The following is a 15,903-nucleotide window of genomic DNA, read 5'->3' on the forward strand; positions in this document are numbered from 1 at the left end:
TTTGGTGTCTTTCCCGTGATGCCCATTGACGTGATCGCATTCGTCAAGTTCTGTCAACAAAACTCGCCCAAGGCAGGAGCCTAAAATGCCCCATTCAGATCCGGCCTTCAGCCGCGCCGAGTACGACCGCAGATTGGCAAAGACCCGCGCCGCCATGGCAGCCGCCGGGTTGGATGCTTTGTTTGTCGAAGATCCTTCAAACATGGCATGGCTGACGGGCTATGAGGGCTGGTCGTTCTATGTGCATCAAGGGGTACTTGTGCTTCAGGATGCCGACCCGATCTGGTGGGGCCGAAATCAGGATGCCAACGGCGCGCGTAAAACTGTTTGGATGTCCAATGACCGGATCCACGGCTATGCGGACGAATACGTACAATCCACCGTGCGTCACCCCATGCAGGATCTGGCAGCGCTGATTGCGGATACTGGTATCGCGAAGGGGCGGATCGGTGTCGAGTTGGACAATTATTATTATTCAGCCAAAGCGCACCTGACTTTGCTGGCGGAGTTGCCCGACGCAGAGCTGGTCGACGCAAACACATTGGTGAACTGGCAGCGTGCCGTGAAATCCGATGAGGAAATTGCGCTAATGCGAAAAGCTGCCCGGATATCCGAGCATGTGACCGACGGCGTATTGGAGCGCATCGAACCGGGTATGCGCAAGAACGACCTCGTCGCGCAAATCTACCATGACGCAGTCACCGGAGTTGGCGAGGATTGGGGCGATTACGCAGCCATTGTGCCGCTGCTCCCGTCCGGCCCGGATGCCGCTGCACCGCACCTGACTTGGGATGGTGAACCATTCAAATCCGGAGAGTGTACATTTTTCGAACTGTCAGGCTGCTATCGCCGTTACCACGCGCCCTTCTGCCGCTCGGTCTTTTTGGGTAAGCCACCCGACTATTTGCTTCGTGCTGAAGCCGCGCTGGTAGAAGGGCTTGAAGCGGGACTAAAGGCCGCGCGGGCTGGCAATCAGGCGCGTGATATCGCGTTGGCTCTGGCTGCCCCGCTGGAACGGGCGGGTATCGAGCGCGGCGCGCGATGCGGGTATCCGATTGGCCTCAGCTATCCACCCGATTGGGGCGAACGCACGATCTCTCTCCGCCCCGAGGATGAGACCGTATTGGAACCTGGCATGACCTTTCACTTCATGCCCGGCCTCTGGATGGATGATTGGGGGTTGGAGATCACTGAGCCGATCCTCATCACAGATTCCGGACCTGCCGAATGTTTCTGCGACCGCCCCAGAAAGCTGTTTGTGAAGCCATGACTTTACCCAGAACCATGGAAATACTAGCCGACCTGATCGCTTTTGAGACGGTGTCAGCGGACACGAATCTGGAAATGATCAGCTATCTGACCGAACGGCTCGAGGCATTGGGTGCACGGTGTATCGAGACGCGGGACAAGACCGGTGCAAAGGCGAACGTGTTTGCCACCGTCGGGCCGGATCAACCCGGCGGCATCCTTTTGTCCGGCCATACGGACGTGGTACCGGTGGCCGATCAGGACTGGACGACCGATCCGTTTAAGTTGGCGGAAAGTGACGGCAAACTCTATGGTCGCGGCACGTGCGACATGAAGGGCTTTATCGCTGCGGCGGTGGCTTTCGGCGAAACGCTGGATGTCGGGAAGCTGACCCAGCCGCTGCACTTTGCCTTTACCTACGACGAGGAAGTCGGCTGCCTTGGTGCGCAAACGCTAGTCGACGACCTGTCTGAACGTGGCATCGTTCCGGACATCGCGATTATCGGCGAACCGACTGAGATGCGCGTGATTGAGGGGCACAAGGGCTGCTTTGAATATACGACCCGTTTTACCGGGTTAGAGGGACACAGCTCTGCCCCCGATGACGGGGTAAATGCTGCGGAGTATGCCGCGCGATACATCAGCAAACTGCTGGAGCTGCGCCATATCCTCAAGTCCCGCGCACCCGCCGACAGCCGGTTCGAGCCGCCTTGGACGACGGTCAATATCGGCCAAATTTCAGGCGGCATTGCCCATAACGTCATAGCCAGCAAGGCCGAGGTCTTGTGGGAGATGCGACCCGTTCAAGCAAGTGACGCCGACCTCGTCAAAAAGACCCTTGCGGACTACGTGGGGCATTCTTTGCTGCCGGAGATGCAAGCGGTCCACAGCGACTCGAGCATCACGCAAGAGGCTATCGCCGAAGTCGAAGGCCTTGAACCCATGGAAGAAAACGCGGCCCGTGATTTGGTGGCTGAACTAACGGGCGCGAACGGCACTGGTGTTGTCGCCTTTGCGACCGAGGCCGGGTTGTTCCAGAAACTGGGCGTTCACGCAATCGTCTGCGGGCCGGGTTCGATAGCTCAGGCCCACAAGGCGGACGAGTTTCTTGAAATCGAACAGTTGGACATGTGCTGCAGAATGTTAACCCGTTTGGGTCAGCGCCTGACTCGTTAACCGGTTCCGTGCGTGCGGTCATATTTTGATCGATCCGGTTGCACATGCGCCGCACGCGCTTTCTCGCCGGGGTCATAGACCTCCATCACCAACGGATGGCAGGCAGCGGTATCCGAAGAATGTTCCGACGAACAATCCCCGCCGGGGCACGCAGACAGGCCGACGATCAGGTCAATCTCGGCATAAAACTCAAGATAGTCGCCCGGACGCACCGGGCTGGCTTTCATAAAATATTGGCCGGTATCGCGGGTAAATCCAGTGCACATGAACACGTTCAACACGTCATGCACCAGCATCTCGGCCTCATGCAGCGGCAGGTCGCAATGGCTGGCCAGCGCGCGGGTCAGGTTCGAGTGGCAGCAATAGTGATAGTCGTCCCCCGACAGCAAACGCCCGGTATAGGGATCACACCGTGTGCCAATCACGTCATGGACCGATCCGCCATAGGTATCGAACCCGTACCAGTCCAGAGTATCGGCAACGATCGTCGCCATAGGTCGCATGTTTGGAAAGCTCGACCACATCCGGTCTCCGGTCGACAGGTGCGTGCCGTGCAGCGCGCGGGTTTTGCCGGAATAGAACCGCTCGGTCAGGTCATGCTTGTTCCACATGTTCAGGTCGCCAACCTGAGGACCGTCGACCGAAACCACCCTGAAGAAAGCGCCAGCCGGAACATCAATGCATGCCGCGTCACGCGGGGCAGCAGTGGCCTCGGCCACCTTTACGGCACCTTCGCGCAGTTGGCCCAAACCAATCAGATCAGGCTGCTGCAACGAGTCCGGCGGGTAGCAAATTACTGGGGCAATGGCCTTGCGGTCGGCGGCATCGGCCGGTGGTGGGAAGTTCGGTTTTGTCAGTTTCATGCGCCCCTCACTTCCCTCCGGAAATCCCTGCCTTTCCGAATCCTTAGCGCATTATGAAAGGGTTCGCCATCGGCTCTTGCGCGGTGCTGATCCAAGTGGTCTTGGTTCTGGTGTAATCCAGGATCGCCTCAACGCCGGCCTCGCGGCCATATCCCGACTGATTGAACCCGCCAAACGGCGCGATAGGAGAGATCGCGCGATAGGTGTTCACCCAGCAGATACCGGCCCTGATCCGTTTCGAAACACGGTGTGCACGCGCAAGGTTCTGCGTGAACACGCCCGAGCCCAACCCGTAAGGGGTGCCGTTTGCCAGCGCGATAGCCTCTTCTTCGGTATCGAACGGCAGCAAGGACATGACAGGTCCGAACATTTCGATCTTCAAGGTTTCGGTCTCGGGTGACACGCATTCGACCAAAGTGGGATTCATGTAATTTCCGGATCGGTCTGCAGTTTCTCCGCCGAAATGGATCGTCGCGCCCTGCCCCCGCGCTTTGCCTAAAGTCTCTTCGATCTTGCGCACCTGCGCTGCCGTGCACAGCGGGCCGACATGCGTTTCCGGCTGCAGGGGATCACCCAACCGGATAGCGCTGGCCTTTTCGGCGATCCGTTCAACCAGTGGTCCCAAGATCGACCGTTGCACGAGTCCGCGCGTGCCCGCCACACAACTCTGACCGGATGCGCCGAAGTTACCCGCGATCAGGCCGTTTGCTGCACCGTCCAAATCGGCGTCCTCAAACACGAGGATCGGCGACTTTCCACCCAGCTCCAATGACGTGACCGCAAAGTTCTCAGCCGAGTTTCGCACCACATGGCGGGCGGTTTCAGGCCCACCCGTAAAGGCAATTCGGTCAACATCCGGGTGCCGGGTCAGTGGGATCGCGCAGTTTTCGGCGTCACCGGTGATAACCGATACAACTCCGGACGGGAACCCAGCCTGTTCAATCAGCTTGGCGAATTCCAGCATGGGTGCGGGCGCGATTTCCGATGCTTTCAGCACGACGGAACACCCGGCAGCCAACGCCGGGCCTAGCTTGGTCGCGGTCAGGAACATTTGCGCATTCCACGGCACGATCGCGGCCACGACGCCGATCGCTTCGCGTGTGGTAAAGACGTGCATGTCGGGCTTGTCGATGGGCAGGACCGTGCCTTCGATCTTGTCTGCCAGCCCCGCAAAGTAACGGTAGTAATCCGCGACATATCCGGTTTGTGCCGAGGTTTCCGCCAACAGCTTTCCGCTGTCGGTCGTCTCCAACTCACCCAGACGCGCGGCATTCTCAGCCACCAGATCGGCCAGGCGATACAGCAGCTTACCCCGCTGGGTCTGTGTCATATCCCGCCATTCCGGGTCATCCAGAACCCGTTTGGCGGCGGCGATGGCGCGTTCAACATCACTGGGCGAGGCGCACGCGAATGTGGCCCACCCCTGGCCTGTGGCCGGGTTCTGTGACGTCATCACCTGCGAGGCTGATCCTTCGGTCCAGGCGCCGTCAATGAACAGCTGAAAATGCGGTAGGTTTCCCATGGTGGTCCTCACTGAAATGCCGGCATCACGTCGTCGATGAATCGCGCCAAAGAGGCACGCTTACGTTCGTTGGTCATGCCGCTGTCGACCCAGAACGAAAACTCGTCATAACCCAGATCTTCATAGCGCTTGATCCGGTCGATCACCTGTTGGGCAGTCCCAACTGTCAGATCACGGCCCAAATTTTCTTTGGTATACATCGGGTTCGCGTCCATCTCGGCTTCGGTAATCGGCTTGATCAAGCCCTGTTCAACTGGCCGTTTGTTCATGAACCATGCACCAAAGTAATTGTAGTACCGGCGCAGATTTTGCACGCCCTGCGCAACATCGTCGTCATCTTTACCGACATAGGTGTGGTGCAACAGCATGATCTTGGGGCGCGGCCCCGCGTAGCTGTCACAGGCATCGTTGAACCGCCCCATCAGGGTCTCGATCTCTTCCATGCCCTGCCACAGCGGGGTGACCTGAATATTGAATCCGTTGTGAACGCCGAATTCGTGGCTGTTAGGATCCCGCGCTGCGATCCAGATTGGCGGGCCGTCCTCCTGATATGGCTTCGGTGCCGAAGTTGCCGCCGGAAACTCATAGAACTCGCCTTCATGGGCACAATCGCCCTTCCAGATCTGAGGCAACAGCGGGGTGGACTCGCGCATGCGCTGCCCCGCCTCCCAAGCGTCCATTCCCGGCATCAGACGTTCGTATTCATAGGAATACGCACCGCGCGCGATCCCCAACTCGATACGCCCTTTCGTCATCTGATCCGCTGCGGCGGCCTCACCTGCCAGTTTGATCGGATGCCAGAACGGCGCAATTACCGTTCCGGTGCCCAACCGCACATTGCGCGTGTGATGCGCCAGATCGACCAGCGACAGAAACGGGTTGGGGGCAATGGTGAACTCCATCCCATGATGTTCACCTGTCCAAACTGCCCGCATGCCCCCGTCATCAGCCATCTTCACCAGGCTCACGAATTCATCATACAGAACATCGTGAGGCTGATCCGGGGTCAGACGTTCCACGTGGGCAAACAGTGAAAACTCCATCAAATGGCTCCTTTACCGAAACTGTGAATTTCGCCGCGTTCGGCGTCACCGAGATACAGCCCGAAAACGCCTTCGCGGGCTTCAAGCGCGTAGCGGGTCATCATGTGGTGCAAGCTATTGCTGGCGTAAGTCAGATCAGCCAGATCGCCGATATCTACCCATTCGGCATTTTCCACCGGGATGTTCTGAACGCAAGACGCCAGAAAGAACGTGTAGTGCAGGTTCGTTTCGGCATCGTTGAACGAAGAATAGACCTGTTCGATCTGCGCCTGAATGCCCCGATCGGCAAGGCCCTGTGCCAGCCTGTTGCGTTGCCCTCCGGGTTCCGCACCGGCGATTTGAACCGGGCGAAATGCGCCTTCGTGGCGTTCCAGAAGAACTTTGCCACTCGATGCGACAATCGCGCCGCAGATTGTTGGAACCTGCGCGTCCATCTCACGCTCGAGCTCAAGACTGAAGTACGATCCGTTCACGTAACCCAAACCGTTTCCGCCAATATGGGTGAACTCTGTGACACGGCCAATCAGAACCGTGTGGTCGCCTGCGGGCAGCGCCTGATGCGTTTCACAGCTGAACTGCGCCAGCGCCCCGTCGATCAGCGGCATGCCATTGGCTCCGTCGCGATGCGCCACCCGACCAAATCGGTCGCCCTTGAAACTTGCGAAGGTATTCGAGACGCCCTGCTGCCCATCTGCCAGAACATTCACCGCAAAATGCAAGCATCCGGCAAAGGTATCGTGGCTGGACAGAAACTTGCCGGGGCAGACCAACAGCAAAGGCGGATCAAGCGACACGGACGTGAAGGAATTCGCCGTGAACCCGACCGGGTTTCCAGAGGCGTCGCGGGTCGTCACAACCGTTACACCGGTCATGAAGTTGCCAAATGCATCACGCAGGGCGCGGGTGTCAATCTCGGTCATGGCAGGCACCTCCGAACGAACTCAAGCAAATTGGCGTTAACGTCAACCGGGTGCGTCATGGGCATCATGTGGGCAGCATTTGGGATTATCTCTACCCGCCCATTTGTCACCTTCTGCGCCATGCCCTGTGACATGCCCGGTGTGGAATTTGGCTCATCCCCGCCCGTCATAAACAGTGCCGGGCATTTGATTTGCCCCAGCTGTGCGTCAGTCGGGCCATCGCTTTCGGCGAAGATGGAATAGGCCGCTTTGTATGCGCCCGGGTGGACATCTTTCAGCCAACGCGAACAGGCTTCGCCTTCTTCTGAAACCTGATCGCCGAACCAACGCTGCAAAGTCACGGTGGGATCGTTTATGGCCGCAGCATCCAGTGCCGCCGCGCGGGTCGTGACAGCCGCACGCGCTTCGGGGGTTCGGCGGTAAATTGCGTTCAACGCGGCAACGCCTCTCACCTGATCATGCCCCGATGCCGCAATGTCCAAAGCGATCAAAGCTCCCATGGAATGCCCAATCAGAACAGCAGGCTCGGTCAATCGGGCCGCGATCGGGTTGGCGTACCCATCCAGCCCCATAGCACCTTGAAACTGGGTTTTTCCGTGCCCGGGCATATCCGGACACAGAACACGATACCCGGCGGCAGACAGCGCATCGATTTGCGCGCCCCAGGCTTCGGCCCTCAGGCCAACGCCATGGAGCAGAACCACAAGCGGGCCTTCACCTTCGTCTATAGCGGCGAGCCCGCCGATGTCAGACCGAGGCCGGGTTGTCCACGTCATGGCCCAGATCCTTCAAGTCCTGATAACGGTCGCCGATGCGATGATGCGGACGGCCCGAGGTTGCTCCGCCCAAAACCACGACGATCTCATCCGCACGGGGCGCGTCGGGGATGGCGAATTGCAGCGTCAGATAGTGTGACCGGCGGCCCGCATCATTCTTGTCCATCATAGGCACCATGATCGGTGTGTTCGCCGGGCCTCGGGTGTTGGTGAATGAAAGATAGGACTTGGCGTCAACCGCCTGCCGGAAGATGTTTCCGAAATGCAGCGTGTGGATCAGGCCCGAAGCATGCTCGACCTCTCCGTCCAGCCCCACAACCGCAGCCTTGCCGTAGGCCTCAATCGCCTCGCCGCTTCCGGCCAGCGCGATCATCCTGTCGGTCAACTCTTGGCCCAGGATTGGGCCATAGGCCAAAATTTCGGGCCGCAGATCTTCGACGAAACGTCCGGCCCAGGGGTTGGTAACAACCGCTGCTACAGCAAACATGCGCCACGGCCGTTCGGCTTTGCGATATCCTTCGATCAGAACTTCTTCGTCGAAGGTCACTATTTTACGAATTTCCGGCTGCACTATATCCCCCAATCTTGAGTACGAGAAATATCTTTGATTGGCCGGCACTTTGACAAACGAAAGAAGTTGGGTCTTAGGTATTAACAAAGCTACTAGGTCGGTTGCACATGCCCAAAACACTGCCCCCCCTTACATGGTTCAGGTCTTTCGAGGCCGCGGCCCGAAGGCTAAGCTCAACAGCTGCGGCGGATGAAATCGGATTGACCCAATCCGCCGTAAGCCAGCAAATCAGGTCGCTGGAATCCCGGTTGGGCGTCGTCCTGTTTCATCGGCATCCGCGCGGTCTTTCCTTGACGGATGAAGGCCGAAAGCTGCTGCCGCAGGTCGAAGCCGCACTGCAATTGCTGCAATCCGCCGCCTCTCCGTATTTGGCAGAGGAACGGGCCAGACACGTCACTGTGGCGGCGTCGATCAGCATCATCGAATGGTTGATTTTCCCTGCCCTGCCCCAGTTTCGCGTCCAAAACCCAGATACGTCCATTCGCTTTGTCAGCACGATCTGGCCCGATGAATACTCGGCCCTGCGCGCCGATGTTGAAATCCGGTTCGGGTCGGAAAAACAAGTCGGGCGGGATGCAAAACCGTTACTGCCGAATGACCTGATCGCGGTAAAAGCACCTGGCTTGGTTGGCGCTTTTCAAGACTTGCCGTTGATCGAGGCCGTGGGAACGTCAGACAACTGGTCCACCTGGGCGGAAGTCACCGGTCATAAAATCCATACCCCGGCCTATTATGTCGATTCTTACGGGCTCGCCTTGCAATTGGCCGCTTCCGGGAACGGCGTGGCCTTGGTGAATGCACTTATCGCCGATCACGCTCTGCAGACCGGACAGGTCGCGCGTGCTTTCGATGAGACTGCTCCAGCGGCCGAAGGGTACTTTCTGGCCGTGCAGCGCGCATCACCCGAGGTTGACGCCTTTGTATCATGGTTTTCACAATTGGTTCCCGGCTCGTCACACCAAAGGGTCTGATTCAGACACACCAATGTCGCATCTGAGGATATCGCTGAGCAGGAAAATAGTGAATTCTGGCAAAAAAGGTCCGATTCATGCGATATTCAGGCTTTCGAGTCATCAAAGAGGCGCTTACCGGCCACAAAGGGTGGAAACCGGTCTGGCGTGACCCCGAACCCAAAGCTCATTACGACATTATCGTCATAGGCGGTGGTGGTCATGGGCTGGCGACGGCCCATTATCTGTCCAAGGTCTACGGTCATCGCAATGTCGCGGTTGTCGAAAAGGGCTGGATCGGCGGAGGCAATGTCGGGCGGAATACAACGATCGTGCGCTCGAACTACATGCTGGACGGGAATGAGCCGTTCTATGAATTCTCGATGAAACTGTGGGAAGGGCTTGAACAAGACCTGAACTACAACGCCATGATGAGCCAGCGCGGAATACTCAACCTGTTCCACACGGATGGTCAGCGCGACGCTTATACGCGGCGCGGCAATGCGATGATCCTGCACGGTGCAGATGCCGAATTGCTGGATGCCGATCAGATACGCAAAGAACACCCCTATCTGAATTTCGACGATGCGCGTTTCCCGATCAAAGGCGGTCTGGCCCAGCGGCGGGGCGGCACCGCGCGCCATGATGCGGTGGCCTGGGGCTTTGCCCGGTCCGCGGACAGCCACGGTGTCGACATCATCCAGAATTGCGAAGTCACTGGTCTGCGTATCGAGAACGGCAAATGTCTGGGTGTCGAGACCTCAAAGGGCTTTATCGGGGCTAACAAAGTCGGCTGCGCTGTTGCCGGTAACTCGGGCCGGGTGATGAACATGGCGGGCATGCGACTGCCGATTGAAAGCCACGTGTTGCAGGCCTTTGTGTCCGAAGGTCTGAAGCCCGTTCTGCCCAGCGTCATCACCTATGGGGCCGGACATTTCTATGTCAGCCAGTCCGACAAAGGCGGGTTGGTCTTTGGCGGCGATATCGACGGCTATAACACCTACGCCCAACGTGGAAATCTGCCTGTGGTCGAGGATGTCTGCGAAGGCGGCGTCTCATTGATGCCGATGATCGGGCGCGCCCGTCTGCTGCGCATGTGGGGCGGCGTTATGGACATGTCTATGGATGGCTCTCCCATCATCGACCGCACACCCGTCGAGGGGCTCTATTTCAATGGTGGCTGGTGCTACGGCGGATTCAAGGCGACCCCGGCGTCCGGTTACTGTTTTGCGCATCTTCTGGCGAAGGACGAACCGCACTCTACCGCCACGGCCTATCGCTTCGACCGGTTCCGCACGGGCCGGATGATCGACGAAAAAGGCGTGGGCAACCAGCCCAACCTGCATTGAGCGGAGCACGAGAATGATTATCAACCATCCCCTTCTGGGCCCGCGCGACGCATCTGAATTCACCTATCTAGGTGACGCGTCACTGATCAACCGCCCGGACTGGCAGGCCGAAAACGCGGCCGAAGCGTTCTATGAATACGGCTACTTGCGCGACAACCCCGCAGGCAAGCATCAGGAGTTGTGGTTTCACGAGGCTGGCGACCGATCCTGGCTGGTCGTGACCCGTGACACCACCACACATGAGATTTCCAAGGTGGAACTGGCCCGCGATGTGGCCCGCGCGCGGGGACGATCCAAATGACGCAATCCAACAGACTGAGCGGTGGCCAGATCGACCGCAACACAACAGTGAACTTCCGGTTCGACAACCGCAACTATACCGCCCATCCCGGCGATACGCTGGCTTCGGCTTTGCTGGCCAATGACGTGCGATTGATCGGACGCTCGTTCAAGTATCACCGCCCGCGCGGCCTGCTGACTGCCGGATCCGAGGAACCCAATGGCATTGTCGAGCTGCGCTCCGGCAACCGGCAGGAACCCAACACACGGGCCACAACGACCGAGATGTTTGACGGGCTTGAGGCGCAATCGCAGAACCGTTGGCCCAGCCTGAAATTCGATGCGCTTGGCGTAAACGACCTGTTCTCGAATTTCCTGTCCGCCGGGTTCTACTACAAGACCTTCATGTGGCCGGCCGCTTTTTGGGAAAAAATCTATGAGCCGATCATTCGCCGCGCCGCTGGCCTTGGCTCTTTGTCGATGGAGGCTGACCCCGACGAATATGACAAAGGGTTCCGCCACTGTGATCTGCTGATCATCGGTGCCGGTCCATCGGGCTTGATGGCAGCCCTGACCGCAGGGCGCGCGGGTGCCGACGTTATTCTGGCTGATGAGGATTTTCGGTTCGGCGGACGTCTGAACAGCGAGACATTCTCAGTCGGAGATCAAAGCGGCAGCGATTGGGCGGCGCAGGCCGTCGCGGAACTGTCATCCATGCCCAACGTCCGGCTGATGGCCAGAACCACTGTCATCGGCGCCTTCGACCACGGCATCTACGGCGCTGTAGAACGGACCGGAGATCATGTGGCCACCCTGCCCGCCGGTAAGCCGCGCCAGATCCTGTGGCGTATCTACACCAAGAAGGCCTTGCTGTGTGTTGGCGCGACCGAGCGTCCGATTGCGTTCGAAAACAACGACCGCCCCGGCATCATGATGTCCAGCGCGTTGCGAACCTATGCCAATCGGTTCGCGGCCACGGCCTCTCAGCGCGTGGCGATCTTTACCAACAACGACGACGGTCATCGCACCGCCGCCGACCTGCATGCCAAGGGCGTTCACATTTGCGCCGTTGTCGATGTGCGTGAGGATGCTCCGGTCAACTACGATTACGAAGTCCTGAGCGGCGCACAGGTTGTGAATACCAAGGGACGCCTTGGTCTGACCTTTGTCGAAGTTGCCCTGCTCGACGGCTCGACCCGCACGCTGGAATGCGGCGCGCTGGGCGTTTCGGGGGGTTGGAACCCGAATGTGCACCTGACCTGCCATCAGCGCGGGCGTCCAGTCTGGAACAACGATCTGGCCGCCTTTGTACCCGGCTCAAATCTGCCTGTCGGGCTATCGGTGGCGGGCGCTGCGAACGGGGTGATGTCCACCCATGGCGCGTTGCAATCCGGTGCCGAAGCTGCTGCAGCAGCGCTGGAGCTAAGCGGTGCTCAGCCCGACCTGCCAGAGGCCGAGGATACACCAATCGCGCAGAAACCGTTCTGGTATGTTGAAAGCTGCAAACGCGCATGGCTGGACCAGCAAAACGACGTGACCGTCAAGGACGTCAAACTCAGCTATCAGGAAGGGTTCCGGTCAGTTGAACACCTGAAACGCTATACCACGCTTGGCATGGCGACCGATCAGGGCAAGACATCGAACATCAGCGCTTTGGCGATCATGGCCGAGGTGGCCGGAAAGACGATCCCCGAAACAGGGACAACCATTTTCCGCCCGCCTTACACGCCTGTTCCGATCAGCACCTTCGCCGGTCGGATGAAGGGACAAGAATTCCACCCCACGCGCCTGACGCCCTCGCATTATTGGGCCAAGGAGAAGGGCGCTGTGTTTGTCGAGGTCGGCAACTGGCTGCGCGCGCAATGGTTCCCCCTTCCGGGTGAGACTCATTGGCGTGAATCAGTGGACCGTGAAGTGCGCCAGACCCGCGCGTCCGTCGGGGTGTGCGACTGTACGACACTTGGAAAAATCGACGTGCAGGGCGCGGACGCGGCTGATTTCCTGAACCGCGTCTACGCGAACGGTTTCGCCAAGCTTCCCGTGGGAAAAACCCGCTATGGCCTGATGCTTCGCGAAGACGGCATGGTGATGGATGATGGCACAGCCGCGCGTCTGGCCGAGGATCATATTGTCGTTACAACGACCACGGCCAACGCGGTAAATGTCTATCGTCACATGGAATTTGTGCGCCAATGCCTGTTCCCGGATATGGATGTGCAGCTGATCTCGACCACGGAATCCTGGGCGCAATATGCTGTCGCTGGTCCCAATTCGCGCAAGCTGCTGCAAAAGATCGTCGACCCTGAATTCGACATTTCAAACGAGGCATTTCCGTTCATGGGCTGTGGCAACATTACAGTCTGCGGCGGGTTGCGCGCGCGGCTGTTCCGGATCTCATTCTCGGGAGAGTTGGCGTTCGAAATCGCGGTGCCCTCACGCTATGGCGATGCGCTGATGCGGCGTCTGATGACCGAGGGTGAAGAATTTGACGTGGTCCCCTACGGCACCGAAGCGCTGGGCGTCATGCGGATCGAAAAGGGCCACGCGGCTGGCAACGAGCTGAACGGCACCACAACGGCATTGAATCTTGGATTGGGTAAGATGGTGTCGAAAAAGAAAGACAGCATCGGATCGACCCTGTCCGAACGAGAGGCCTTGGTAGAACCGGATGTCCTGCGGCTGGTCGGGATCAAACCGGTATCGCCCGAAGAGAAAGTCACCGCTGGTGGCCATTTGATGAACACGACCGGCCCGGTGGATGCCGCGCACGATCAGGGCTATGTCACTTCGGCTGCGTATTCGCCTATTCTGAACAGCAATATCGGGCTGGGTCTTTTGAAGGATGGCGCAAACCGGATGGGCGAGAAAATGCGCCTCGTGTCCCCATTGACCGATCTGACCGTCGAGGTCGAAATCGTATCGGCCCATTTCGTTGACCCCGAAGGAGAGCGTCTGCGTGCATGATCTAGTTGCAATAACCGCATTGGGCGGGTCCGAACCGCAGGTCGACACTGTTGGCGGGGTTACGTGCCGGGAAGTTCCGGGCGTCGCGCTGGCATCCGTCGCCGCGCGGATGGGACAGGAATCCAAAGCCAGCAAAGCCCTGGCAAAACTGATCGGTGCCCCTGCACCTGGCATCGGCCAACATGCCGGTGACACTGTCACTGCCTTTTGGGCCGGTCCGGATCAGTGGATGATCGAGGCGCCTTTTGACACGCACGAAGAGCTTACTGATCAAGTGAAGTCCGCTTTGGGCGATACCGCGTCGGTGACAGAACAGACCGACGGTTGGACACGGTTCGACCTGAATGGGGGTCAAATACCAGCAGTGCTGGAGCTGTTGTGCATGCTGGATCTCCGTAAAATGGACGCGGGCAGCGTCACCCGTTGCTCAATTCACCACGTTGGCTGCTTTGTTCTCTGTCGGTCAGACGAGGCGTTCAGCATTTATGGCCCTCGTTCATCCGCCGGATCGTTGCACCATGCCATCGTCACTGCAATGCGTTCGGCGCTGTAAAGCAGTGTCAGACTGACGGCAGCGGCGCATTACCTTCAACGCGGAAGCGGTTGATCCTACGGCGATCTTCGCTGGGGCTTAGCCCAAAAGCCGACCGGTAATGCGTCACAAGCGGCGCCACTGAACCATACCCGATCGCAGCCGCGATGTCTGCGATTGGGTCTTTGGTATAGACCACCATCTGGCGCGCCGCCTTCATGCGCATTGTGCGATAATAGTGGCTGGGGCTTTGGCCTGTCGCCTGTTTAAAGGCACGTTCCACCTGGCGCGGCGTAACCCCCATCTGCTGTGCGGCCTCTGCGATGGAAATCGGTTCGCTCATGTGGCCCGAGAATAGGTCGACACAGCGCGACACCAGCGGCGGCAGGCTGTCGCCAGTTTCCGGCGCGGTCGTGGTAGGAACCTGCTGCCGCACACCTGCCCCGCGCATCATCGGATGTTGGAACCAACAGGCAACCTCGTGCGCGACTTCGCCACCCAGCCGATCCTCGATCAGATGCAGGGCCAGATCGAACCCGGCAGCGGCACCGGCTGCGGTGTAGCGTGTCGCCGTTTTCACGATCACCTCGCTACGCGAGTCGACTTCGGGAAACTCAGCCAGAAATGCGGCCTCATAGCACCAATGGACGGAAACAGGTTGCCCCCCCATCACCCCGGACCGGACCAATGGGAAAACCCCACCGCTAATCCCGCCCAAAACGGTGCCATGCCGTCCGAGACTGCGCAGAGCACCGTTGCCAACGGTTGTGTTGTCAAAGCCGGACGTTGGGCTGCTGAGAAGGAACAAAATGTCGATATCCTTGCAGTCGGCCAAAGATCTCTCGGCCTCGAACCGGACACCTGCGCTGGATTGTACTTTCTGTTGACGCTCGGACAGCAGGGACCAGCAGAACGCCTCTTGCCCGGCGATTTCATTGGCCGCCCGCAACGGCTCGATCACCGAGGTCAGGCAAGCCATGGGAAAGCCGTCGAACAGCAAAAAGCCGATTTTGATTCTGTCTTCATTGCGCATAAGGCTGTTCTAACAAGATTTCCGCAATTGCCCTATGCGAAGTTCATGCCCACCGGATCAAGCCGATGATCGCCGAGGCCGCATAGAACCCCTGCAACAACAGGAACGTCCAGCGGCGATCAATCACGGCCCAGGCCGCAAACAGGCCCGAGGACAGTAACAACAGGGCAAACCCGAACAGCTCGGCCCCTGTATTAGACGCGATCAACAAGGCATAGGCCATGGCCAGAACCGATCCAGTGATTTCGAATACCGTCGTCAGACCGCGCCGGTCACGGGTTTTGATTTGATCCGTCATAGCTCAGCCCTTTCGCTTCAGGAGATTGATCAGCGGCGCGGGTGTCTGTTTGGGCTGATCATTTATCGGGGATTGACCGCAGTTTTTCGGCAACTTGTGAACGACGGGAACTTGATCGGTAACCGACCCATTAAGCGCCGGATCCCAAGGCCGTTCAGACTGACCAAGACGCGCCAGATCGAATAAGCGTACCCTCTTGCCCGCCGCAGCCCGTACAGGCAGCACGTCGCGCCGGATGTAAGAAAATGTGCTGTGGATCAAAACCACCGGATCGTCTTCCCCATGGGTTCCGGGGACTATCCGCGGGGTTTTGATCACTGTGTGATCCGGGACGAGATGCGGCATGCGAATGCTCCTGAGCTTTGGATTTCCTGACCAG

Annotated in this window: 16 protein-coding genes; 7 read left to right on the forward strand and 9 right to left on the reverse strand. The window is 58.7% G+C overall.

Translation table 11 applies throughout. From position 1 onward, the window contains the following. Positions 1-85 precede the first annotated feature (85 nt). Both AC2FLJ_RS01920 and argE read left to right on the forward strand, forming a co-directional pair. Positions 86-1,270, forward strand: coding sequence for a M24 family metallopeptidase (locus AC2FLJ_RS01920; protein WP_282151068.1), 1,185 nt, complete (start codon positions 86-88; stop codon positions 1,268-1,270). Next, on the forward strand, positions 1,267-2,424 hold the full coding sequence (gene argE / locus AC2FLJ_RS01925) for an acetylornithine deacetylase (protein WP_496704309.1): 1,158 nt from the start codon (positions 1,267-1,269) through the stop codon (positions 2,422-2,424). Before AC2FLJ_RS01920 ends, argE begins: the two co-directional genes overlap by 4 nt. Here the strand turns inward: argE and AC2FLJ_RS01930 are convergent. The 6 genes from AC2FLJ_RS01930 to AC2FLJ_RS01955 are packed head-to-tail and all read right to left on the reverse strand — an operon-like array spanning position 2,421 to position 8,119. Next, entirely contained in the window at positions 2,421-3,287 is an 867-nt protein-coding gene (locus AC2FLJ_RS01930; RefSeq protein WP_496704310.1) for an urea carboxylase-associated family protein, read from the reverse strand. The two genes, argE and AC2FLJ_RS01930, sit on opposite strands and share 4 nt — an antisense overlap. Positions 3,288-3,330: 43 nt before the next feature. Then, complete coding sequence (locus AC2FLJ_RS01935; RefSeq protein WP_496704311.1) at positions 3,331-4,809, reverse strand: aldehyde dehydrogenase; 1,479 nt, start codon at positions 4,807-4,809, stop codon at positions 3,331-3,333. An 8-nt stretch (positions 4,810-4,817) separates the two neighbouring features. Continuing rightward, positions 4,818-5,852, reverse strand: a complete 1,035-nt coding sequence (locus AC2FLJ_RS01940) for an LLM class flavin-dependent oxidoreductase (protein WP_282118595.1) — start codon at positions 5,850-5,852, stop codon at positions 4,818-4,820. After that, positions 5,852-6,772: a flavin reductase family protein gene (locus AC2FLJ_RS01945; protein WP_496704312.1), complete on the reverse strand. Its 921-nt coding sequence runs from the start codon at positions 6,770-6,772 to the stop codon at positions 5,852-5,854. The genes AC2FLJ_RS01940 and AC2FLJ_RS01945 overlap by 1 nt, the downstream gene beginning before the upstream one ends. Beyond that, entirely contained in the window at positions 6,769-7,548 is a 780-nt protein-coding gene (locus tag AC2FLJ_RS01950) for an alpha/beta fold hydrolase (RefSeq protein ID WP_496704313.1), read from the reverse strand. Before AC2FLJ_RS01950 ends, AC2FLJ_RS01945 begins: the two co-directional genes overlap by 4 nt. Further along, positions 7,520-8,119, reverse strand: coding sequence for an amino acid synthesis family protein (locus AC2FLJ_RS01955; protein WP_496704314.1), 600 nt, complete (start codon positions 8,117-8,119; stop codon positions 7,520-7,522). Before AC2FLJ_RS01955 ends, AC2FLJ_RS01950 begins: the two co-directional genes overlap by 29 nt. Positions 8,120-8,226: 107 nt before the next feature. Between AC2FLJ_RS01955 and AC2FLJ_RS01960 the strand changes: the two genes are divergently transcribed. From AC2FLJ_RS01960 to AC2FLJ_RS01980, 5 genes are all read left to right on the forward strand, one after another. Further along, positions 8,227-9,090, forward strand: a complete 864-nt coding sequence (locus AC2FLJ_RS01960) for a LysR family transcriptional regulator (RefSeq protein WP_496704315.1) — start codon at positions 8,227-8,229, stop codon at positions 9,088-9,090. A 77-nt stretch (positions 9,091-9,167) separates the two neighbouring features. Beyond that, the gene (locus AC2FLJ_RS01965; RefSeq protein ID WP_496704316.1) at positions 9,168-10,418 is read left to right on the forward strand and encodes a sarcosine oxidase subunit beta family protein; all 1,251 of its coding nucleotides are present in this window, start codon (positions 9,168-9,170) and stop codon (positions 10,416-10,418) included. A 13-nt stretch (positions 10,419-10,431) separates the two neighbouring features. Then, positions 10,432-10,719, forward strand: coding sequence for a sarcosine oxidase subunit delta (locus AC2FLJ_RS01970; RefSeq protein WP_496704317.1), 288 nt, complete (start codon positions 10,432-10,434; stop codon positions 10,717-10,719). Beyond that, positions 10,716-13,661: a sarcosine oxidase subunit alpha family protein gene (locus AC2FLJ_RS01975; RefSeq protein WP_496704318.1), complete on the forward strand. Its 2,946-nt coding sequence runs from the start codon at positions 10,716-10,718 to the stop codon at positions 13,659-13,661. The genes AC2FLJ_RS01970 and AC2FLJ_RS01975 overlap by 4 nt, the downstream gene beginning before the upstream one ends. Next, positions 13,654-14,214: a sarcosine oxidase subunit gamma gene (locus AC2FLJ_RS01980; protein WP_496695248.1), complete on the forward strand. Its 561-nt coding sequence runs from the start codon at positions 13,654-13,656 to the stop codon at positions 14,212-14,214. The genes AC2FLJ_RS01975 and AC2FLJ_RS01980 overlap by 8 nt, the downstream gene beginning before the upstream one ends. 7 nt (positions 14,215-14,221) lie before the next feature. On the opposite strand, the gene AC2FLJ_RS01985 is transcribed toward AC2FLJ_RS01980, so the two are convergent. From AC2FLJ_RS01985 to AC2FLJ_RS01995, 3 genes are read right to left on the reverse strand one after another with little or no spacing between them, the layout of a single operon-like run. Beyond that, a complete protein-coding gene (locus AC2FLJ_RS01985) occupies positions 14,222-15,226 on the reverse strand; it encodes a GlxA family transcriptional regulator (RefSeq protein ID WP_496695246.1) in 1,005 nt (334 codons plus the stop codon). A gap of 43 nt (positions 15,227-15,269) precedes the next feature. After that, a complete protein-coding gene (locus tag AC2FLJ_RS01990; protein WP_108858788.1) occupies positions 15,270-15,524 on the reverse strand; it encodes a hypothetical protein in 255 nt (84 codons plus the stop codon). 3 nt (positions 15,525-15,527) lie between these two features. Beyond that, positions 15,528-15,869, reverse strand: coding sequence for a hypothetical protein (locus AC2FLJ_RS01995; protein WP_496695244.1), 342 nt, complete (start codon positions 15,867-15,869; stop codon positions 15,528-15,530). Between the last annotated feature and the right edge of the window lie 34 nt (positions 15,870-15,903).

It is taken from the genome of Ruegeria sp. CDSA034 (genome assembly GCF_059612275.1).